Source organism: Albidovulum sediminis, assembly GCF_025380365.1.
Classification (GTDB): Bacteria; Pseudomonadota; Alphaproteobacteria; order Rhodobacterales; family Rhodobacteraceae; genus Albidovulum; species Albidovulum sediminis.
On record NZ_JAOCQF010000001.1, the window covers coordinates 129001 to 149746 of the forward strand.

Annotated in this window: 22 protein-coding genes; 12 read left to right on the forward strand and 10 right to left on the reverse strand. The window is 68.3% G+C overall.

Annotated features, from left to right (window positions below):
• Positions 1-6: 6 nt before the first annotated feature.
• The 3 genes from N5I32_RS00605 to N5I32_RS00615 all read right to left on the reverse strand — a co-directional run bounded on the left by N5I32_RS00605 (position 7) and on the right by N5I32_RS00615 (position 3253).
• Positions 7-1416: a mannose-1-phosphate guanylyltransferase/mannose-6-phosphate isomerase gene (locus N5I32_RS00605; protein ID WP_261493455.1), complete on the reverse strand. Its 1410-nt coding sequence runs from the start codon at positions 1414-1416 to the stop codon at positions 7-9.
• A 94-nt stretch (positions 1417-1510) separates the two neighbouring features.
• Positions 1511-2896 (reverse strand): phosphohexomutase domain-containing protein, encoded by a 1386-nt coding sequence (locus N5I32_RS00610; RefSeq protein WP_261493456.1) that lies wholly within the window; start codon positions 2894-2896, stop codon positions 1511-1513.
• Positions 2897-2974: 78 nt separating this feature from the next.
• Positions 2975-3253: an acylphosphatase gene (locus N5I32_RS00615; RefSeq protein ID WP_261493457.1), complete on the reverse strand. Its 279-nt coding sequence runs from the start codon at positions 3251-3253 to the stop codon at positions 2975-2977.
• A 99-nt stretch (positions 3254-3352) separates the two neighbouring features.
• Here N5I32_RS00615 and N5I32_RS00620 point away from each other — a divergent pair, with 99 nt between their 5' ends.
• Positions 3353-4360, forward strand: a complete 1008-nt coding sequence (locus N5I32_RS00620; RefSeq protein WP_261493458.1) for a C-terminal binding protein — start codon at positions 3353-3355, stop codon at positions 4358-4360.
• 131 nt (positions 4361-4491) lie between these two features.
• On the forward strand, positions 4492-6291 hold the full coding sequence (lepA, locus tag N5I32_RS00625; RefSeq protein WP_261493459.1) for a translation elongation factor 4: 1800 nt from the start codon (positions 4492-4494) through the stop codon (positions 6289-6291).
• Position 6292: 1 nt separating this feature from the next.
• Here lepA and N5I32_RS00630 read toward each other — a convergent pair whose 3' ends face one another.
• Positions 6293-7129 carry a DUF3800 domain-containing protein gene (locus tag N5I32_RS00630; protein WP_261493460.1) on the reverse strand — a complete coding sequence of 279 codons (837 nt, stop codon included), beginning with the start codon at positions 7127-7129 and terminating at the stop codon, positions 6293-6295.
• A 644-nt stretch (positions 7130-7773) separates the two neighbouring features.
• On the opposite strand from N5I32_RS00630, the gene N5I32_RS00635 reads away from it, so the two are divergent.
• Together N5I32_RS00635 and N5I32_RS00640 are read left to right on the forward strand one after the other, a co-directional pair.
• A complete protein-coding gene (locus N5I32_RS00635; protein WP_261493461.1) occupies positions 7774-8127 on the forward strand; it encodes a hypothetical protein in 354 nt (117 codons plus the stop codon).
• 141 nt (positions 8128-8268) lie between these two features.
• Positions 8269-8598, forward strand: a complete 330-nt coding sequence (locus N5I32_RS00640) for a GYD domain-containing protein (RefSeq protein ID WP_261493462.1) — start codon at positions 8269-8271, stop codon at positions 8596-8598.
• A 44-nt stretch (positions 8599-8642) separates the two neighbouring features.
• Here N5I32_RS00640 and N5I32_RS00645 read toward each other — a convergent pair whose 3' ends face one another.
• Positions 8643-8786 carry a hypothetical protein gene (locus tag N5I32_RS00645; RefSeq protein ID WP_261493463.1) on the reverse strand — a complete coding sequence of 48 codons (144 nt, stop codon included), beginning with the start codon at positions 8784-8786 and terminating at the stop codon, positions 8643-8645.
• 142 nt (positions 8787-8928) lie between these two features.
• Between N5I32_RS00645 and N5I32_RS00650 the strand changes: the two genes are divergently transcribed.
• From N5I32_RS00650 to N5I32_RS00665, 4 genes are all read left to right on the forward strand, one after another.
• Positions 8929-9108, forward strand: coding sequence for a hypothetical protein (locus tag N5I32_RS00650; RefSeq protein WP_261493464.1), 180 nt, complete (start codon positions 8929-8931; stop codon positions 9106-9108).
• Positions 9109-9164: 56 nt separating this feature from the next.
• A complete protein-coding gene (locus N5I32_RS00655) occupies positions 9165-9470 on the forward strand; it encodes a hypothetical protein (RefSeq protein WP_261493465.1) in 306 nt (101 codons plus the stop codon).
• 75 nt (positions 9471-9545) lie between these two features.
• Positions 9546-9725, forward strand: coding sequence for a CTP synthetase (locus N5I32_RS00660; RefSeq protein WP_261493466.1), 180 nt, complete (start codon positions 9546-9548; stop codon positions 9723-9725).
• A gap of 59 nt (positions 9726-9784) precedes the next feature.
• Positions 9785-10273, forward strand: a complete 489-nt coding sequence (locus tag N5I32_RS00665) for a cytochrome b (protein WP_261493467.1) — start codon at positions 9785-9787, stop codon at positions 10271-10273.
• A gap of 9 nt (positions 10274-10282) precedes the next feature.
• On the opposite strand, the gene N5I32_RS00670 is transcribed toward N5I32_RS00665, so the two are convergent.
• Positions 10283-11044: an alpha/beta fold hydrolase gene (locus N5I32_RS00670; protein WP_261493468.1), complete on the reverse strand. Its 762-nt coding sequence runs from the start codon at positions 11042-11044 to the stop codon at positions 10283-10285.
• 106 nt (positions 11045-11150) lie between these two features.
• Here N5I32_RS00670 and N5I32_RS00675 point away from each other — a divergent pair, with 106 nt between their 5' ends.
• Both N5I32_RS00675 and N5I32_RS00680 read left to right on the forward strand, forming a co-directional pair.
• Positions 11151-11522 carry a hypothetical protein gene (locus N5I32_RS00675; RefSeq protein WP_261493469.1) on the forward strand — a complete coding sequence of 124 codons (372 nt, stop codon included), beginning with the start codon at positions 11151-11153 and terminating at the stop codon, positions 11520-11522.
• 111 nt (positions 11523-11633) lie between these two features.
• The gene (locus tag N5I32_RS00680) at positions 11634-11771 is read left to right on the forward strand and encodes a hypothetical protein (RefSeq protein WP_261493470.1); all 138 of its coding nucleotides are present in this window, start codon (positions 11634-11636) and stop codon (positions 11769-11771) included.
• Between the two features lie 81 nt (positions 11772-11852).
• On the opposite strand, the gene glyA is transcribed toward N5I32_RS00680, so the two are convergent.
• A complete protein-coding gene (gene glyA, locus N5I32_RS00685; RefSeq protein WP_261493471.1) occupies positions 11853-13148 on the reverse strand; it encodes a serine hydroxymethyltransferase in 1296 nt (431 codons plus the stop codon).
• Between the two features lie 208 nt (positions 13149-13356).
• Between glyA and N5I32_RS00690 the strand changes: the two genes are divergently transcribed.
• The gene (locus tag N5I32_RS00690) at positions 13357-14166 is read left to right on the forward strand and encodes an NAD kinase (RefSeq protein ID WP_261493472.1); all 810 of its coding nucleotides are present in this window, start codon (positions 13357-13359) and stop codon (positions 14164-14166) included.
• A 9-nt stretch (positions 14167-14175) separates the two neighbouring features.
• On the opposite strand, the gene N5I32_RS00695 is transcribed toward N5I32_RS00690, so the two are convergent.
• The 3 genes from N5I32_RS00695 to prpE form a co-directional block, all read right to left on the reverse strand.
• Positions 14176-15549 carry a sigma-54-dependent transcriptional regulator gene (locus N5I32_RS00695; protein ID WP_261493473.1) on the reverse strand — a complete coding sequence of 458 codons (1374 nt, stop codon included), beginning with the start codon at positions 15547-15549 and terminating at the stop codon, positions 14176-14178.
• Positions 15546-17069 carry a response regulator gene (locus N5I32_RS00700; protein ID WP_261493474.1) on the reverse strand — a complete coding sequence of 508 codons (1524 nt, stop codon included), beginning with the start codon at positions 17067-17069 and terminating at the stop codon, positions 15546-15548. Before N5I32_RS00700 ends, N5I32_RS00695 begins: the two co-directional genes overlap by 4 nt.
• Before the next feature lie 142 nt (positions 17070-17211).
• Positions 17212-19104, reverse strand: a complete 1893-nt coding sequence (gene prpE / locus N5I32_RS00705; protein WP_261493475.1) for a propionate-CoA ligase PrpE — start codon at positions 19102-19104, stop codon at positions 17212-17214.
• 213 nt (positions 19105-19317) lie between these two features.
• Here prpE and murD point away from each other — a divergent pair, with 213 nt between their 5' ends.
• A complete protein-coding gene (gene murD / locus N5I32_RS00710; protein ID WP_261493476.1) occupies positions 19318-20721 on the forward strand; it encodes a UDP-N-acetylmuramoyl-L-alanine--D-glutamate ligase in 1404 nt (467 codons plus the stop codon).
• The last annotated feature ends 25 nt before the right edge of the window (positions 20722-20746 follow it).

The following is a 20746-nucleotide window of genomic DNA, read 5'->3' on the forward strand; positions in this document are numbered from 1 at the left end:
CGGCATTCAGGAGCGCGCATAGGCGTCCTCGTAGCGGATGATGTCGTCTTCGCCGAAATAGCTGCCCGTCTGCACCTCGATCAGCACCATCGGCCCGTCGCCGGGGTTTTCGAGCCGGTGCGTCGCGCCCTGCGGGACATAGACGGACTGGTTTTCCTGCACGATCGACACCTCCGGCCCGATGGTCACGCGGGCGGTTCCGGTGACGACCACCCAGTGTTCGGCCCGGTGGCGATGGCTTTGAAGGGACAGGATCCCGCCCGGCTTGACGACGATGCGCTTGACCTGGAAGGCGTCGGTGAGCGTCAGGGTTTCGGACCATCCCCAGGGGCGGTGATCGCGCGGAAAGGCCTCGGCCTGACGAACGCCCTTCTCCTTCAGGGCGGTGACCGCCAGGCGAACGTCCTGCGACCGCCGCCGGTCGGCAACCAGCACCGCGTCGCCCGTCGCCACCACCATCACGTCCGACAGGCCGATCCCCACGACCTCGGTCGCGGGATCGTCCGACCGCAGGAGCGTCGCCTGGCAGTCGATGGCGGTGCAGCGCGGCCCCGCCACCACCTCATCCTCCCGGGCGGCACTTTCGCGCCAGACCGCTTCCCAGCCGCCGAGGTCGGACCAGTGCCCCTGGTAGCGGACCACGTCAAGGTTGGCCGCCTTCTCGAGAACCGCATAGTCGATCGAACGATCCGCCAGCCCCTCCCACGGGGCGGGGGCGAGGCGGCGGAAGTCGAGATCGTCACGCGCGCCGTCAAGCGATGCCTGCACCGGGGCGAGATACTCGGGCGCATGCGCCGCGAAGGCGGCGACGATCGTGTCCGCGCGCGCCAGGAAGATGCCGGCGTTCCACAGGCAGTTCCCTTCTGCGATCATCGCCGCCGCCCGCGCCGCGTCCGGCTTCTCGATGAAACCGGCCAGCGGCGACACCGCGCCGGCGTCCCGTGGCAGCAGCAGGTATCCGTAGCCGGTCTCGACCCGGTCGGGGGTGATGCCGAAGGTCACGATCCGGCCCTTTCCCGCAGCCTCCATCCCCAGCATGACGGTCGCCCGGAAGGCGGCGGGGTCGCGCACCGCGTGATCGGACGGCAGGATCAGAAGCGTCGCATCCGCATTGCTGGCGACGGCGGACAATGCCGCGGCCAGGATTGCGGGCGCTGTGTTGCGGGGGGCAGGTTCGATCAGGATCGCGCCGGGGCCGATGCCGGCCTCGGCCAGCTGCTCGCCGACGATGAAGCGGAAGTCGGCGGCGGTCATCACCACGGGCGCGGCGAAGGGCGCCCCGGCGACGCGCCGGGCCGTGGCCTGAAAGGGCGTCTCCTCGCCCAGAAGGCGCACGAACTGCTTCGGGTAGGCCCGGCGCGACACGGGCCAGAGCCGCGTCCCCGAGCCGCCGCAGAGGATGACAGGTGTAATCAACTTCGGCCTCTCCCGTTCCTGGTCCTGCCATCCGGCCGGGCCGGGCAAACCCGATCCGCGGTCAGTTCTTCACGCCTCTGGCGCTGCGCCGGGTTCATTCCCGAAAATGCTCCACCCGCGCCAGCATCCCGGCGACCAGCGCGGCCGCGCGTTCGGGCAGGGCGCTTTCGCCGTAGCAGCGCAGTTCCGGCGCATTGCCCGAGGGCCGCAGATGGACGACATCGCCCCCCGCAAGCGTCAGCCTGAGACCGTCGGTGAGATCCCGCGCGACCTCCGCGCCCAGACCGTCGAGCATGAGCTGAAGCGCCGCCGGTTCCTCCAGAAGGCGGGCGATCAGCGCCCTTGCGCGCGCGGGGGGAAATTCCGTCAGCCGGTCGGCCGCGGTGAAGCGCGGCGGCACGGTGTCGACGAAGTCCGACAGCGTGATGCCGCGTTCTGCGGCGGCGACAAGGGGAACAAGGGCGGGCAGCATCGAGTCGCGGGTCATCAGTGCCGGAAGCGGGCCTGCCGGACCCTTGGCGTCGAAGCCCAGCAGAAAACCGCCGTTGGCCTCGTATCCCGCCACGGCGCGGCGTCCCGCGCCCTCGGCCACCATCGCCTCGATGACCTTCGGCGATCCGATCGCGGTGCGGCGGACGCGGGTAAAGCCCATCGCATCGACGGCGCTGTTGGAGGTGACCGGGGTGCACAGGATCTCCGCGCCCAGATACCGCGCGCTCAGCGGGCCGAGGATGTCGCCCGGCACCACCCGCCCACGGTCATCGACGACAAGCGGGCGGTCGGCGTCGCCATCGGCCGACAGGATCGCGTTCAGCCCCTGCGCCCGCACTTCCGCGGCAAGCCGGTGCCGGAGTTCCGGGGCAAGCGCCTCGGTATCCAGCGCCACGAAGGTGTCGCTGCGGTCGAAGGGCAGGGCCTGTCCGCCCAGCGCACGGACGGCCTGCGCCATCAGGTCGCGGGCAACGGTCGAATGTTCATGGATGCCGATCCTGAGGCCCGACAGCGCCTGCGGGCCGAAGGCGCGCGCGTAGCGGTCGAGATAGTCCTGCGCGCAGCTTCCGTCGCCTTCGGCGGGCGCAGAAGGTGCTGGCGCCGCCGCCGGGGCGAGCGCGGACAGGATCGCGGCCTGTTCGGCATCCGTGATCTCGCCCGCGGGCGTGTAGAACTTGAGACCGTTGCGGTCCGCGGGGATGTGGCTGCCGGTGACCATGACCGCCGCGCAAGCCCGCGTCTGCGCCCGAAGCGCCAGCGCCGGCGTCGGCACCGCGCCGCAGTCGAAAACCCGGCTTCCCCGGTCGCGCGCCACCGCCGCCACCACCGCCGCGATGGCCGGGGAGGACGGCCTGAGGTCATGCCCGATGCAAAGCCCCGCGCCGGTGGGGCAGGACGTGAGGAACGCCTGCACGTAAGCGGCCACGCAGTCCGGCGTCAACTCGTCCACCAAGCCGCGAAGACCGCTCGTACCGAATTTCGGGGGCATGTCCGGGGCTCGACCGGGAGTTGTTTGTGCTGCATCTGATTAGCAGCTAGCCAGTCGGCGAGGCAACGCAAATCCGCGTCAGTAACGGATCTCGAACCCCGGCGCGACGGAGGCGGGATCGGCCGGGGTGGTGAAGACGTCGGTTACGCGCGCCGCCCCCGGGCCTTCGGACATGGCCGTGACCATCTCCGTCACCGCCTCCTCAGGTCCGGCCACCAACGCCTCGACCGAGCCGTCGTCGCGGTTCCTGACCCAGCCCCTGAGCCCTCGGGACGCAGCCACGGCCCTTGCCCATGCGCGGTAGGCAACGCCCTGCACCCGGCCCGTGACCCGCACCTCCACCGCGATCTCGCGCATTGCCCGCCCTCCGAGCCTGCCTTGCAGGCCCCAGTCTAGCACGAACGGCCCCTTGACCGAAGTCCCGCGTCCCCGCAGTCTCCGCCCGGAGGAGACGCCGTGAAATTCGTCCGCACCGACCGCGAGCTGGAGACGCCCCTGATCGACCGGGATCTGGCCGGCCACGGTCGACTTGTCCTTTTGCCCGAGGGGGTGGGCGAGGATCAGCTCGCCGCGGAGGTGGCCGACGCCGATCTTCTCCTGATGTGCTACACGCCCGTCACCGCCCGCGTGATCGCCGCGGCGACGCGTCTGAAGGCCATCGTGAAGTATGGCGTGGGCATCGACGCGATCGACATTCCCGCCGCCATGGCGCGCGGGGTTCCCGTCGTCAACATCCCCGAATACGCCGAGGACACGGTGGCCGAGGGCGCCATTGCCCTGATGATCGCGCTGGCCAAGCGGCTGGTGCCGCTTGACCGGCAGATGCAGGGCGCGGGCTGGGCCTGGCCGACCGCGCGCTGGATGGGCAGCGACATCGCGGGCAAGACCGTGGGCATTGTCGGCCTGGGCCGGATCGGGCGCAGCTTTGCGCGCATGGCGGGGCAGGGGTTCCGCGCCCGCGTCATCGCCTTCAACCCCGGCATGGACGCGGCAGAGATGGCCGCCCACGGGGTTGAGAAGATCGACGACCTGCACGACCTCCTCGGGCAGTCCGACTTTGTCTCGCTCCACTGCACGCTGAACGACACCACGCGTCATATCATCGGCGCGGCCGAACTGGCGGCGATGAAGCCCACCGCCTTCCTCATCAACTCCTCGCGCGGGGCGCTGGTGGACGAGGCGGCCCTTGTCGCCGCGCTGACGGGCGGGCGCATCGCGGGCGCCGGGCTCGACGTCTTCTCGTCCGAGCCGCTCAGCCTTTCGGGCCACCTGATGAGCCCACTGTTCGGGCTGCCCAACGTCCTCATGCTGCCGCACCTGACCTTCTACACCGCCGAGGCGATGGAGCGGCTGGAACGCGAGACGCTGGAGCGCTGCGACGAGGCGCTGGCGGGCGGACCGGTGCTGGTGAAGTCCCGCGACCCCCGCCTGCGCGCCCAGACCCGCGGGGTGCGGTTCGCCTAGGCGCGTCCGCATCGGCGCCCGGCCCGGGCGCGGGCTTCCCGCGCCGGGACGGGGGCGAGGGGCGGCGGCGCTGCCCGCGCAGGTCCTTCCCCATTGACCGTAAGCCATTTCCCAAGCATATCGCGCGGATCATGACCGAGCTCGCACAGATCCGCAATTTCTCCATCGTGGCGCACATCGACCACGGTAAATCCACTCTGGCCGACCGTCTGATCCAGACGACCGGCACCGTGGCCGACCGCGACATGAAGGAACAGCTTCTCGACTCGATGGACATCGAGCGGGAACGCGGCATCACCATCAAGGCCAACACCGTGCGCATCGACTACCGCGCGAAGGATGGGCGCGACTACGTGCTGAACCTGATCGACACGCCGGGCCATGTCGACTTCGGCTACGAGGTCAGCCGGTCGATGCGCGCGGTCGAGGGCTCGCTTCTCGTCGTCGACGCGACGCAGGGGGTCGAGGCGCAGACGCTGGCCAACGTTTACCAGGCGATCGACGCCAACCACGAGATCGTGCCGGTCCTCAACAAGATCGACCTGCCCGCCGCCGATGTCGACGCGGTCAAGCACGAGATCGAGGACGTGATCGGCATCGACGCCCAGGACGCGATCCCGATTTCCGCCAAGACCGGCCTTGGCATCCCCGACGTGCTCGAGGCCATCGTCAACCGCCTGCCGGCGCCGAAGGGCGACCGCGACGCGCCCCTGAAGGCGATGCTGGTCGACAGCTGGTACGACCCCTACCTTGGCGTTGTCGTGATGATCCGCGTCATGGACGGCGTGATCCGCAAGGGCGACCGCATCAAGATGATGCAGACAGGCGCGCAGTACGGCATCGACAAGCTTGCCGTCCTGCGTCCGCAGATGGTCGACATCGCCGAACTTGGCCCGGGCGAGATCGGCGTTTTCACCGCTTCGATCAAGCAGGTCCGCGACACCCGCGTGGGCGACACCATCACCCATGAGAGGAAGCCCTGCGCCACCGCCCTGCCGGGCTTCAAGCCGGCGCAACCTGTCGTCTTCTGCGGCCTCTTCCCGGTGGACGCCGCCGATTTCGAGGGCCTGCGCGACGGGATCGAGAAACTGGCGCTGAACGACGCCTCCTTCAGCTACGAAATGGAAACCTCGGCCGCGCTCGGCTTCGGCTTCCGCATGGGCTTCCTCGGCCTTCTCCATCTCGAGGTGGTCCGCGACCGGCTGGAACGGGAATACGACCTCGACCTGATCACCACCGCGCCCTCGGTCGTCTTCCGGCTGCACATGAAGGACGGCGAGGTGCGCGACCTGCACAACCCCGCCGACATGCCGGACCTGACCTACGTCGACCATATCGAGGAGCCGCGAATCAAGGCCACCATCATGGTGCCGGACGACTACCTCGGCGATGTGCTGAAGCTTTGCCAGGACCGGCGCGGCATCCAGATGGACCTGACCTATGCCGGCTCGCGCGCGATGGTGGTCTACGACCTGCCGCTGGCCGAGGTCGTCTTCGACTTCTACGACCGGCTGAAATCGGTGACCAAGGGCTATGCGAGCTTCGATTACCAGATGCTCGAATACCGCGAGGATCTGCTGGTCAAGATGTCGATCCTGGTGAACGACGAACCGGTCGACGCGCTGTCGATCATGGTCCACCGCGACCGCGCCGAGGCGCGCGGCCGGGTGATGTGCGAAAAGCTCAAGGACCTGATCCCGCGCCACATGTTCAAGATCCCGATCCAGGCGGCCATCGGCGGCCGCGTCATCGCGCGGGAGACCATCGCGGCGCTCAGGAAGGACGTGACGGCGAAATGCTACGGCGGCGACGCGACGCGCAAGCGCAAGCTTCTGGACAAGCAGAAGGCCGGCAAGAAGAAGATGCGCCAGTTCGGCAAGGTGGAGATCCCGCAGCAGGCGTTCATCAACGCGCTGAAGATGGATAGCTAGTTTAGCGAAATAGAGCCCCTCCGGGCTTCTGTGAAATCCCGTCGGAAACCGTCAGGCCGCCCCTAGTTCGGCCACTTGCTTCATTGTACCTGAATTGACTTTCCCTGAGCCATATTTTGTACCGCTCCTTTATAGTGGTGTAGCCCGGTCTAACGTGAGGGCTGGTCACGTGGCCCTTGCAGCAGGTTTCGATGGCAATCGGCGTGATGATCGCGGAGCAAACCAAATCAATAAGTTGCAGGCCGGCGTGATTGTCAGAATGTGAGAAGGCCGGAAGCTCAACGATGCGGTCATACGTGTCGCCGGTGCCCTTGAATTTTTGAGTGAAGACTGAATGGGCAACTTGAGTGTTCAGATGGTGAACCCTGCTGTCTGACACGACGAAACCGATGTCATTCGCGCGCTCCAGGTATTTCTGGAAATCCTGATATATAGATTGAATTGAATATGTGTACACAGACGTCCCATTCATGGGCGTGCCGATGCCCTTGACCCACACTCGTCCGACAATTTTGGCGGAAGCCGCGGCACACAGTGCGGTCACTTTGTCGATCACGCCAAACGCATGACGTTTCTCGTTGCGCGATGACTGGCAAGCCTGTTTTCTTAGTTCGGCACCCTTAACTTCGGCGCGAATCCAATCGAGGTGAGTCGCTGTGGCGGGAAGGAGCCTCGGGAAGAACCTCTGCTTTGCTTCGATCATATCCGAGGTGAGCTTGTGCAGCGATGAGTAATCAACAATCAAGCCCGTGATGGCTAATGTTGGCTGTATGCTAGATGTTGCGCTTTCGAGAGTTCCAGTGCACCCAGCCTCGTCAACATAGCAAATTTTCACCATAGATTTACCCAAATCAGCTTGTCTATATTGACAAGGATATGCGCAAGAGCCATATCTTTGCCATAGCAATCGCTAGTAGCCGAACTGCTCCGCAGGCGGCAAGTCCTATAGCCACCCTCGGGTGGCTATAGTTGTTTTTGCTTGCCAGTGACTCGTCGCGTTCTTGAATTTCATTTAAGAATCAACGGCTTGCTGTTGGCCTGTCTTAGGGTGGGTTTTCGTGCGTACCACCCCTCGCAGCGAGCTGTAGCAATGCGCAGGTCGGGGTTCACCCCGACTCCTTTCGCCCGATTTCGGCGATATGACGAAATCGGGGCACTGCCTCGACGGCCTGCCCTTCGGGCCAGGCGCGATACTGCGCACTCCCGGCCTGCCCGACGCGAGCAGGCGTTCGACCGGGAACCGGTCCACTAGACCGCTTCTGATCCGGTCTCACCCCAAGCAGCCGCGCCCCGATTTGGCAGCGTCCGGCTGCACGGATACCCCCTTGGCCTCCGGCTTGCGCATCCAGCCAATCGGACCAGATGGCGTGCCACTATCACGTCACCTGACGGTCCTCGGGCGCCCTGACCTCCCACCGTTCCTAAATGTTCGATTCGTGCTATTCTCCCCCCACCAGAACAACCAAGGGAAGGGGACAGACCATGACACCGGACCAACGGAACTACCTGTCGATGTCGCGTTCGGACCACTTGTTCGCGATCTTGCGCACCTCGCTGTTCGTGCTTGCCGCCAATGCCGGCTTCATCCACTTCGGGCCGGAGGGCTATTCCGCGCCGCTGACGATGCTGGCGATCGCCGCCGGCGCCTTCGGCATCATCGCCGGGCGGGTGGCGCTCGACGACATCGCCGCCCTGCGCGACGACATGAGTGACGAGATGAAGGCGACCCACATGGGCCGCGCGCTGGCGGGGCGGAACTTCGCAGCGCTGAAGGCGATCACCTCCGCGCTCATCGGCCTGACCGTCCTTGCGGAGCTTTACGCGATCTTCGTCTGAGGGGGCCATCGGCGGCCTTACGCGGTTCCGGTGCCAAAGCCGCGGCGAACGTGCTAGACTGCCCGCTCGGGTGGGTTTCCGGGATCGGCCTGCAATCCCGTGGGCCGGGCGTAGAGGTGCCTGCCCGGGAGGGACCTTGACATGGCTCAGTACATCATCACCGGCTGCTACACGCCAGCCGCCATGAGCGGCATGATCGCGCATCCGAGCGACCGGGAAAAGGCGACCGGCGCGCTGGTGGCGGCGGCGGGCGGCAAGCTCGAAAGCTTCTTCCTGACGACGGGGGAGACGGATTTCATCATGCGCGTCACCTCGGACGATATCCTGAAGATGCTCTCGGCGCTGATCGCCGCCGGGGCGTCGGGCGCGGTGTCGGGCCTCAAGACCGTTCAGTGCTTCACCTCGGCCGAGTTCCTGCAGGCGCAGAAGGCCGCAGGCGCCATCGCCGCGAAATACAGCGCGCCCAGTTGAATGCAGGGCCGGCGCCCGGCGACGGGTGCCGGCCGCTGACCCGCTCAGAACAGCCCGTCGCCGCCTTCCCGATCCTCGACCACCTCGTCGGCCAACACCGCGCCGCCCGCGCCGACGATGACCGCGGCACAGCCGGGCAACGTGCCCAGCATCAGAAGGGCCAGTATCCATCCGGTCCGTCTTGTCATCGCGTCCTCCCTTTGCGCTCAGCCTGACAGAGAGACGCGCGGATGGAAACAGGCAACGACGCGCCCCCGCGAGGCGTCCCGGCGGGGCATCGGCACGGCGGGTGGAACGTGCTAAGCTCGGGCGATCTGGCGGGAGGTGTCGATGACAAGGTTTCTGGTCGCCGCCCTGATCGGCGCGGGGCTCGTGTGGGGGTACCTCACGGTGAACCCCTCGGCCCGTGCGGGGCTCGGACTGCCGCAAACAGGCGGAGTGCTGACCGGCGCGCCGGCGCGCGGCGTGGCAAACGGGATCGGCAACCTGGCGGGGCGGGTCTTCGACTAGCCCCGGCCCGGCTGCGCGTTAACCGGCCGTTAACCCTTGGGTGGGAGCGTGCGGCCATGCGCGCTCTGTTCCCCCTTCTTCTCCTTGCGGCCTGCGGCGCCTCGCCCGCGCCGCAGTTCTTCGGCGCCGAACGGCATGAGGTGCGGCTTTCGGGCATCGACTTCGTCGTCTTCCGCAAGGGCGACCGGGCCGAGGTCGTGCGCCTGGGCTACCTTGGCCGCGCCGCGCGCGACGCGGTCCCCGCGCTGATGGAGGAGGCGGTCCGCGTGACCACCGGCTGCCGGGCGCTGCCGGGCTCGAAGGTCACGGGCCTGCCGGGTGATACCGGCGAGGCGCGGTTCGACATCGACTGCGACGGGTGATCCAGATCAAGGCGTGGACGGCGGCCGCGGGGCAACGTTACCACGGAAATGTGCGCAAGGTGGAAAGGGACATCCATGCTTCGCCTCCTCTTCGTGATCTATGCGCTCGCCGCGACGGTGCTTGCGGGTTCGGCGGTCGTCGCCGTGCTGAGCATGCAGATGCCGGGCGCCCGCCCGATCATCCTGGCCGCCCTCCTGGGCGCGGTGGCGGCGGTTCCCGTCGCCTGGGCCATAGCCCGCCGCCTGATGGCGTGACGCGCGACGGAACCGCGCCGGCTGCGCGTTCAACATCCGTGTGATATTCGGAGGCAGTGATGAAACCACAAGGCTACAGCCGTTCTCAGATCCTTCTGCACTGGGCTGTCTTTCTTCTCCTGATCCCGCAGTTCGTCTTCGAGGACGGGATCAAGGGCGCTTGGCGCGCCTTCCGACAGGGACAGGAGGCGGGTTTTGACCCGACGGTGCCGTTTCACGTCTTCGGCGGGCTTGCGATCCTGGCCCTGGTCGGCTGGCGCGTGGCACTCCGTCTGCGCCGGGGCGCGCCCGAAGCGCCGGCCGGCGGCAGTGTCCTGATGGAAAGGGTCGCCGGGCTGACGCATCTGGGGCTTTACGCGCTGCTGTTCGCCCTGCCGGTGACGGGCGCCCTGGCCTGGTTCGGCGGGCTGAGCGACCTGAGCGAGGTGCATGAGGTGATGACCACCCTGCTGCTGATCCTGTCGGGCCTGCACATCCTGGGCGCGCTCTATCACCAGTTCGTGCTGCGCGACGGGCTCTTGCTGCGCATGAAGCGCCCGGCGGCCTGATCCCTCGGATCAGCCGAGGAAGGCGCGCAGCGCCGCCTCGAACTCGCGCGGGCGGTCGGCATGCAGCCAATGGCCCGCGCCCGGGATTTTCGCCTGTTTCGCCTGCGGGAACAGGTGCTTGATCCCGGCGCGATGCTCGGGGCGGACATAGTCCGACGCGGCGCCGGAGAGAAACAGCACCGGACCGTCGAAGCGCCCCCCGGTCCCCGGCCAGCCGACGATCCCGGCCATCTCGGCCTCAAGCACGTCGAGGTTCAGCCGCCAGCGCGGCGGATCGGCCTTCAGGTCCAGCGATTGCAGAAGGAAGGCTCGCACGCCGGGGTCCTCGACCGTGGCGGCAAGGCGGCGGTCGGCCTCGGACCGGCTCTCGAGGCCCGCAAGGTCGAGCCCGCGCATCGCCGCGATCAGGTGGTTCTGGCTATGCCCGTAGGCCACCGGGGCGATGTCGGCTACGACCAGCCGGCCGACCTTTTCGCCATGCGTCAGCGCAAGCTGCATCGCGGCCTTGCCGCCCATCGAATGGCCGACGACATCGGCCCGCCCGCCGATTGCCTCGATCACTTCGGCGAGGTCGGCGGCCATGTCGGCGTAGCTGTGCGTGGGGAACCACGGGCTTTCGCCGTGATTGCGCATGTCGACGGTCACCACCTCGCGGTCGGAGGCCATGCGGCGCGCGATGGCGCCCCAGTTGCGCGCCGACCCGAACAGGCCGTGCACGATGAGAAGCGGGGGCAGGGCGGTGGGCGCCCCGTATCGGGTGATGGTCAGCATGGCCCTTCCTAGCGCGGCCCACGCCCCTGCACCAGAGCGTCGCCGCGCCAGAACGTTGCCCGGTCCGCGCTCCGCCGCTAGGATCGCGCTCCGGAGGAGTGCGCGGATGAAGAGTGTTTCGGTCGAGGAGATGGCGGATCGCATCGCCGCGCTGATGGGGGACAGGCTGGGCGTGCGGGGGCGGACCCTCGCCGACAAGCTGCGCCGCGGCGGCGGAAGGCTGCCGAAGCGGATCCGGGCCGAGGCTGAGGTGCTGAGCCGCGCGGTCGCCGAGGCGGGCCATCCGGTCCTCGCCGCGCGGATGGATCGCGCCCGCGTGGCGGCGGCCTTCGACGCCTGCCTGCGTTACCTGCGCCCGATCGGGTCGCGGCAAAGGTGGCTGAACCGGCTACTGGATTTCGCCGCGCAGGTCGCCTTTGTCCTTCTCGCGACCGGGCTTCTCTTGCTTTCGACCCTCGTCTGGCGGGGGTTCCTCTAGGCACGTTCCCGCGACCGGGCCCGGCGCCGGGTTGCACCGGGCGGGGCCGGGGACTATCTCTGTGCTGGTTTCGCCCAAGGCAGGGCGCCGACAGCGACAAGAAGGCAGGACATGAAGAGCATTCCGAAGAAGCGGCCCGACCTGGCCGGATACCGGGCAGAGATTGCCGCGGCCGCGCAACCCGCGCCGGTGGAAGCCGTGCCCGCCAGCCGGCCCGTGCCGGTGGGGATCGCCGTTTTTCCGAAGTGATCGGGACGCGCCGCGCGCGCGGGTGACAAAACAGACTGGGGCGCCCCCTGCGGGACGCCCCTGAAGCCCGGCCCTGACGCCTCAGAGCGTCGGGTAGAGCGGGTAGCGCGCGCAAAGCTGCGCGACTTCGCCCCGCACCTTGGCCTCGACCGCGCCGTTGCCCTCGTCGCCATGGGCGGCAAGGCCGTCTACGACCTCGACGATCCAGCGGGAGATCTGGCGGAACTCCGCCTCGCCGAAGCCGCGCGTGGTGCCGGCCGGCGCGCCGAGGCGCACGCCCGAGGTCACGAAGGGCTTTTCAGGGTCGAAGGGCACGCCGTTCTTGTTGCAGGTGATGTGGGCGCGGCCAAGGGCGGCCTCCGCCGCTTTGCCGGTCACCTTCTTCGGGCGCAGGTCGGCCAGGCACAGGTGGTTGTCGGTCCCGCCCGAGACGATGTCGATGCCGCCCTTCATCAGCTCGTCCGCCATCGCGGCGGCGTTGGCCTTGACCTGCGCCGCATAGGCCTTGAACTCCGGCCGCAGCGCCTCGCCGAAGGCCACGGCCTTGGCGGCGATCACATGCATCAAGGGGCCGCCCTGAAGGCCGGGGAAGACCGCCGCGTTGATCTTCTTGGCGATATCCTCGTCATTGGTCAGGATCATCCCGCCGCGGGGGCCGCGCAGGCTCTTGTGCGTGGTCGTGGTCACGACATGGGCGTGCGGCAGCGGCGAGGCATGGACGCCACCCGCGACAAGCCCGGCGATATGGGCCATGTCGACATGCAGCCAGGCGCCGATCTCGTCCGCGATGGCGCGGAACGCCGCCCAGTCCCATTCGCGCGAGTAGGCGGTGCCGCCGGCCAGGATCAGCTTCGGCCGGTGCTGGAGCGCCTTGGCGCGCACGTCCTCCATGTCCAGCCGCTGGTCCTGCTGGCGCACGCCGTAGGAGACGACGTTGAACCACTTGCCCGACATGTTGACGGGCGAGCCGTGGGTCAGGTGGCCGCCGGAGTTGAGGTCAAGCCCCATGAACGTGTCTCCGGGCTTCAGAAGCGCCAGGAACACCGCCTGGTTCATCTGGCTGCCCGAGTTCGGCTGGACGTTCGCGAACTTGCAGTCGAACAGCTGCTTGGCGCGTTCGATCGCCAGCGTTTCGGCCACGTCGACATACTGGCAGCCGCCGTAATAGCGCTTGCCCGGGTAGCCTTCGGCATACTTGTTGGTCATCACCGAGCCCTGCGCCTCGAGCACGGCGAGGGAGACGATGTTTTCCGACGCGATCAGTTCGATCTCGTCGCGCTGGCGGCCCAGTTCGTTGCGGATCGAGCCGAAAAGCTCGGGGTCGCGGCTGGCAAGGCTCTCGGTAAAGAATCCGGCGTCGCGGTGGGGGGCGTTCATGGGCGTCTCCTGATTTCACGCGTCGTGCGCTCTTTACCCGAGGGGAGGGCAGCCGAGAAGTTTGAATCCGACCTGATTTGGCGCACCGGCGAAACATGGTTTCCGATAGGAAACTTTTTTGCGCTCCACAGCCGCGCGCATCCCGCCGCCCAGCTTTGCCGCCGGGCGGGGGCCATGGGGCTTGTCTTCGCCGGTCCGGCGTGGATCAATGCCGGCAGTCCCCGGGCACTCACCGGGCGGGCGGGAGGTCATTGTGTCTGTTCCCATCGCTTTCCTGGCCAGCGAGACCGAGGTGGCGCAATCCGCGCTGTCGCGGCTGGTCGCGCGCTATGGCAACGTCGATCTCGACGCTGCGGGGGCCATCGTGGCGCTCGGCGGCGACGGGTTCATGCTCCATACGCTGCACGATACCCAGGGACTTGCCGCCCCGGTCTACGGCATGAACTGCGGCACCATCGGCTTCCTGATGAACGAATACGCCGAGGAGGGCCTGCAGGAGCGCCTCGCCCGCGCCCGGGAAGAGGTCATCAACCCCCTGTCGATGCGGGCGGTGGGCGAGGACGGGCAGGTGCGCACGGCGCTGGCGATCAACGAGGTGTCGATGCTCAGGGCCGGGCCGCAGGCCGCCAAGCTCAGGATCACCATCGACGGCATCGTGCGGCTTGAGGAACTGGTCTGCGACGGCGCGCTTGTCTGCACGCCGGCGGGATCGACCGCCTACAACTATTCCGCCCACGGCCCGATCCTGCCCATCGGCACGCAGGTCCTGGCGCTGACCGCGATGGCCGCGTTCCGCCCCCGGCGCTGGCGCGGCGCCCTTCTGCCAACGACCGCCACGATCCGTTTCGACGTGCTCGAGGCGGACAAGCGCCCGGTGATGGCCGATGCCGACAGCCGGGTTTCCGTGCGGCGCGTGCGGTCGGTCGAGATCCGCTCGGAACCGGGGGTGCGCCACCGCATCCTCTTCGACCCCGGCCACGGGCTTGAAGAACGGATCACCCGCGAACAGTTCGTCTGACCGCGCGGCTCAGGGCGCCTTCCAGCCCTCGATCTTGCGGTAGAGCGTCGAGGCGGCGACATCGAGCGTGCGCGCGGCCTTGGGAACCGAGCCGCCGTGGCGCGCCAGCGTCGCCTCGATCACCATCCGTTCGACCTCGGCCAGCGTGCGTCCCACCAGCCCGTCGAGCGTGACGGCAGGCTGCCCGTCGCCCCCGGCGTCCGTCCCCGTCTCCAGAAGGTGATGCATCTCGAAGGGCAGCATGGACCGCGTCACCACCGTGCCGTCGTTCAGCACCACCACGTTGCGCATGACGTTCAGAAGCTGGCGCACGTTGCCCGGCCAGCGGAAGTTGCGGAAAAGGGCGCGCACTTCCGGGTCGATGGCGCGGAAGCTGCGCCCCTCTTCGCGCGCGAAACGCTCCAGCGCCATGTCGGCGATCTGGGCGATGTCCTCGCCCCGCTCGCGCAGGGGGGGCAGGTGGATGGGCACGACATGCAGCCGGTAATAGAGGTCTTCGCGGAATCGGCCCTGTCGAACCGCTTCCTGCGGATCGCGGTTGGTGGCGCAGACGATGCGCACATTCACCTTGCGCGGACGGGCGGCCCCGACCGGCTGGATGGTCGAGGTCTGGAGAAACCGCAGCAGCTTGGTCTGCAGGTTCGGATCCAACTCGCAGATCTCGTCGAGAAAAAGCGTGCCGCCATCGGCCGAGGCGGCCGCGCCGGGCTTGTCGGCGATGGCGCCGGTGAAGGATCCCTTCACATGGCCGAACACCTCCGATTCCAGAAGTTCCGAGGGGATCGCGCCGCAGTTGATCGGCACGAAGGGGCCGCGCGCCCGGTTCGACAGGTCGTGCACCGCCTGCGCGCAAAGTTCCTTGCCGGTCCCGCTTTCGCCGGTGATGAAGACCGTGGCCATGGAGCGCGCGGCCGAGCGGATGCGGTCGTAGACCTTCCGCATCGGTTCGGAGCGGCCGATGAACTCGCCCGGCGGGCGGTCCGCCGGCGTGCCGGCCGCTGCCGGTGCGATGGTCGCGACCGACCTCAGCGCATTGTCGACAGCGGCCAGGAACCGCTGCTCGTCGAAAGGCTTGACCAGGAACTCGTGCGCGCCCTTGCGCATCGCCCCCACCGCCTTGTTGATCGAGCCGTTGGCGGTGACGACGATCACCGCCGTCTCGGGCCGGAGCGCAAGCATCTCCTCCATCAGGTCGAGCCCGTCGCGGTCGGGCAGCATCAGGTCGAGAAGCACGACCGGCGGGCGGGCCGCCTTGAACGCCTTCAGCCCTGCCTCGGCGCTGGCCTCGCTGCGGACGACGTGGCCGGCATTCTTCAGGACGGATTCGTAGACCATCCGCAGCGACGGCGTATCCTCGATCAGCAGGATCGGGGCGCCCGTCATGCCGCCCCCGCACGCCGGGCGCGCTCGTCGGCCACCAGCCCGATCAGGCGATGGAGAAGGTCAAGCGCCTCCTCCCCCTCGGCGCGGCCGATCGCCTCGCTCTGGTGCGCCATCGCGTTCAGCGACTGCGCCAGCGCCTGAAGGCGTTCCGCCCCGACGGCGCCCGCAAGCGCGATGAGCACATGGGTTGCGGCGCGGATGGCCCCGCGATCCTCTGCCGCCAGCCCCGCGGCAAGCTCCGCTTCCGTGCGCCGCAGATCGTCATCGAGCCGGTCGAGAAGTTCGCGCGCCGCGGCCGGCCCGGCGATGGACATCAGCCGTTCGAAGGTGTCGCGGTTCATCTCCTCCGGTGCGGGGGGCGTCTCCTCGCTTCGCAGCGTTCCGGCGCCGTGGAGGACATCGGCGATGGCCTTGCCGAAGACCTCGATCCCCGGCAGCGGCTTGGGCAGGATGGCGTCGGCGCCGGCTGCATAGATCGCGTCGCGGTTGGCGCGTAACACATAGGCGGTGACGGCGATCACCGGCATGCGCCGGTTGGCCAGCGTCATCGACCGCAGCGTGCGGATAACCTCGATCCCCGACATCCGCGGCATCTCGATATCGATGAGCGCAAGGTCGAACGCCTCGCGCTCCAGCCAGTGCAGGGCTTCGTCCCCGTCTTCGGCAATGGCATGCTCCGCGCCCATCCGGGTCAGCATCTGGCTGATGATGGCCTGGCTCGTGGGGTTGTCCTCGGCGACAAGGATCTTCAGCCGGCCGAGATCGGGCAGCGAGCCGGAGGGTTCCTGCCCGGCCAGGCGGTCCCAGGATTCTGCGGGCAGTTCCAGCCGCACGCGGGCGCCGCCCTCGGCCCGGTTCTCCACCAGGATGCTTCCGCCCAGCCGCCCGGTCAGGTCCTTGGTGATATGCATGCCGAGCCCGAGACCCGGCTTGGCGTTCCCGAGGGGTCGGCCCTCGTATTCGAACAGCCGCGCAAGGGCGGCGGCCGAAAAGCCGGGCCCCTCGTCCTCGACCGTGATGGTGAGCGCGCCGCCCTCGGTCATCGCCACGTCGAGCGAGACGCTGCCGCTGTCGGTGTATTTGACCGCGTTCGACAGGATGTTGGACAGGATGCGCTCCAGCGCGATCCGGTCCAGCGCGATCACCCGCGGAACCTCGGGCGCGCGGGTGACGCGGAATCCCAGGCCCTTTTCATGGGCGCGGGCGGACCAGCGCATTTCCACGTCGTAGAGGAACCGCGCGAGTTGCAGGTTGCCGGGATGGGCGCTGGCCGGATCCTCCTCGCCCAGCATCGCGGCGAGCGTCTCTTCCATCAGCCGGGCAAGAAGTTCGCCGGCCGTGCGCACCCGTTCCAGTTGCAGCCGGGTGTGGCCGTCAAGCTGGCTCTGGTCGATCAGCCGGAGCCCGCCGATCACGTCCGATACGGCCGCGCGCAGGTCGTGGCCCAGAAGCGCCATCCGTGCGGGATCGACGGCGGCCTTGTCCGGTTCGGGCAGTGGCGGGACTGAAGGCAGGGTCATCGGGGATCGGCCGGGCGCGATGGGTCTGAGGGGCAAGCCCCGGAAGGGCCTGCATGTCGTTCCTATCTATACAGCAATCCGCGCCCTTTCCAACCGGGTAGAGGGGCGGGCCGGAGGCCCGCCCGAGCGGTCGCTCGCGGTCTCAGACGCGCGGATAGCCCAGCGATTTCAATGCCTCGGCGATCTCGTCAAGGATTGCCGGGTCGTCGATGGTCGCCGGCATCTTGTAGGACTCGCCATCGGCGATCTTCACCATCGTGCCGCGCAGGATCTTGCCCGAACGGGTCTTCGGAAGCCGGTCGACGACGGTCGCAAGCTTGAAGGCCGCGACCGGCCCGATCTGGTCGCGCACGCGCACGACGCATTCCTTGACGACCTCCTCCGGCGGGCGGTTCGTGCCCTTGTTCAGGCACAGGAACCCCATCGGCAACTGCCCCTTCAACTCGTCCGCGATGCCGATGACGGCGCATTCGGCGACATCCGGGTGGCCCGCCAGCACCTCCTCCATCGCGCCGGTCGACAGGCGATGGCCCGCGACGTTGATGACGTCATCGGTGCGCGCCATGATGTAGAGGTATCCGTCCGCGTCGATGTAGCCCGCATCGCCCGTCTCGTAATAGCCGGGGAAGTGGTTGAGGTAGGACTTGCGGAAGCGGTCTTCGGCGTTCCACAGCGTCGGCAGCGTGCCGGGCGGCAGCGGCAGCTTCACCGCGATGGCGCCAAGCGTGCCGGGCGCGACAGGGTGGCCGCCCTCGTCCAGGACCTGCACGTCATAGCCCGGCATCGGCACCGAGGGGGAGCCGATCTTGACCGGCAGTTCCTCGATCCCGAGCGGGTTGGCGGCGATCGCCCAGCCTGTCTCGGTCTGCCACCAGTGGTCGATCACCGGCACGTTCAGGTGCCGTTGCGCCCACTGGATCGTGTCGGGGTCCGCACGCTCGCCGGCGAGGTAGAGCGCCTGCAGGCTTTTCAGGTTGTAGTCCCCGATCAGCCTGCCCTGCGGATCCTCGCGCTTGATCGCACGCAGCGCGGTCGGCGCGGTGAAGAAGGACTTCACCTTGTGGTTCTGGATCACGCGCCAGAAGGTGCCCGCGTCCGGCGTGCCCACCGGCTTGCCCTCGAAGACGATCGTCGTGCAGCCTGCGATCAGCGGTCCGTAGCAGATATAGCTGTGGCCGACGACCCAGCCCACGTCCGAGGCCGCCCAGAAGACATCGCCCGCGCCGACGTTGTAGACCGCCCGCATCGACCAGTTGAGCGCGACGAGATGCCCCGCGGTCGGCCGCACCACGCCCTTCGGCGCCCCGGTCGTGCCCGAGGTGTAAAGGACATAGGCCGGGTGGTTGCCCTCGACCGGCACGCATTCGGCCGGCTGTACCCCGTACTGGAACGAATGCCAGGCGAAGTCGCGCCCCTCGATCAGCTTGGCCACTTCCTGCTCGCGCTGGAAGATGACGGTGAAGAGCGGCTTGTGGCTTGCCTGCTCGATCGCGGCGTCGACCAGCGGCTTGTAGTGGACGACCCGCCCCGGTTCGAGCCCGCAGGACGCCGCGATGATCGCCTTCGGCTTCGCGTCGTCGATCCTGACCGCAAGCTCATGCGCGGCAAAGCCGCCGAAGACGACGGAATGGATCGCGCCGAGGCGGGCGCAGGCCAGCATCGCCTCCAGCGCCTCGGGCACCATCGGCATGTAGATGATGACGCGGTCGCCCTTCTCGATCCCCTTGGCGCGCAGCGCCCCGGCAAGCGAGGCGACGCGGTCGCGCAGTTCGCGGTAGGTGATGCCCTTGGTCGAATGGGTGATCGGGCTGTCGTGGATGATGGCCAGCTGGTTGCCGCGCCCGGCCTCGACATGGCGGTCGACCGCGTTCCAGCAGGTGTTGACCTTCGCATCCGCGAACCATTCGTAGATCGGCGCTCGCTCGGCGAACAGGGCGCGGCTGGGCTTCTCGACCCAGTCGATCGCCTCGGCGGCCTCCATCCAGAAAGCCTCCGGGTCGGACTTCCAGCGGGCGTAGGTTTCCTGATAGCTCACGGGGGTCGCCTCCTCCTCGATGCCCGCCTGCGCGGTCGTGAAATGATTATCGTCGGGCTGCCCCTCTCACAAGAATGTTGCGCAAATTTTGCACCTGCAGAAAGAGGTTGCGACAGCCTGCCACGTTTGGCGCTAACAGTGCGGGGAAAGGCCCGGCTTGCCCCCGCTGCGGGCTCGGGGCAATGTCGCGGCGGGGATTTTCCGGGGGATGCGATGATTCCGGTCGGCGGATATGCGGGGGCCCGCGTGGCGGTGCTGGGGCTGGGCCGGTCGGGCCTTGCCGTCGCGCGCGCGCTTGCCGCGGGCGGGGCCGAGCCGCTTTTGTGGGACGACAGCCCCGAGGCGCGCGCGCGGGCCGAGGCCGCGGGCTTCACGCTTTTCGACCTGACGCGGGGCGCCGCCTGGGACGATGTCGCGGCCCTGGTGGTGTCTCCGGGCATCCCGCATCTGTACCCAGAGCCGAACCGCCTGATCGCCCGCGCGATGGCGGCGGGCGTGCCGGTCGACAACGACATCGGTCTTTTCTTCCGCTCGTTCGCGACCCCGGACTGGGACGACATGGCGGTGGCGCCGCGTGTGGTCGCCGTGACCGGGTCGAACGGGAAGTCGACGACAACCGCGCTGATCCACCACATCCTTCAGGCGGCGGGCCGTCCGACGCAGATGGCGGGCAACATCGGCCGCGGCGTCTTCGACATCGACCCGCCGCAGGACGGCGATGTGGTGGTGCTGGAGCTGTCGTCCTACCAGACCGACCTTGCCCGCGCGCTGACCCCCGATGTCGCCGTCTTCACCAACCTTTCGCCCGACCACCTCGACCGTCACGGCGGCATGGGCGGCTATTTCGCGGCCAAGCGGCGGCTGTTCGCGGAAGGTGCCCCCGACCGCGCGGTGATCGGCGTGGACGAGGTGGAGGGCCGCTTCCTCGCCAACCAGATGGCGCAGGGCGCGGCCGACGACCGGGTGATCCGCATCTCCTCGGGCCAGAAGCTCGACGGGCCGGGCTGGTCGGTCTTCGCGCGCAAGGGGTTCCTTGCCGAATGGCGCAAGGGGCGGCAGGTGGCGTCGATCGACCTGCGCGCGATGCCGGGGCTGCCGGGCGCGCACAACCACCAGAACGCCTGCGCGGCCTATGCCGCGGCGCGCGCGCTGGGCCTTGCGCCGCGCGTGATAGAGGAGGCGCTGGCCTCGTTCCGGGGCCTGCCGCACCGGTCCCAGACCGTGGGCGAACGGGGCGGCGTGCGTTTCGTCAACGACAGCAAGGCCACCAACGCCGACAGCGCGGCCAAGGCGCTTCAGGCCTTCGACCGCATCCGCTGGATCGCGGGCGGCCTCGGCAAGGAAGGCGGCATCGCCGCGCTGGCGCCCCATCTCGGCTCGGTCGTCAAGGCCTATCTGATCGGCCATTCCGCGCGCGACTTCGCGCTGCAGCTTGGCGATCTGCCGCACGAGATCTGCGAGACAATGGAACGCGCGGTGGCCCGCGCGGCGGCGGAGGCAGAGCCGGGCGAGACCGTGCTTCTGGCGCCGGCGGCCGCAAGCTTCGACCAGTACAAGGATTTCGAGCAGCGCGGCGATGACTTCAACGCGCGGGTGGCGGCGCTGATCGCGACCTGAGCGCGCCTTGCCGCGACGGCCGCCG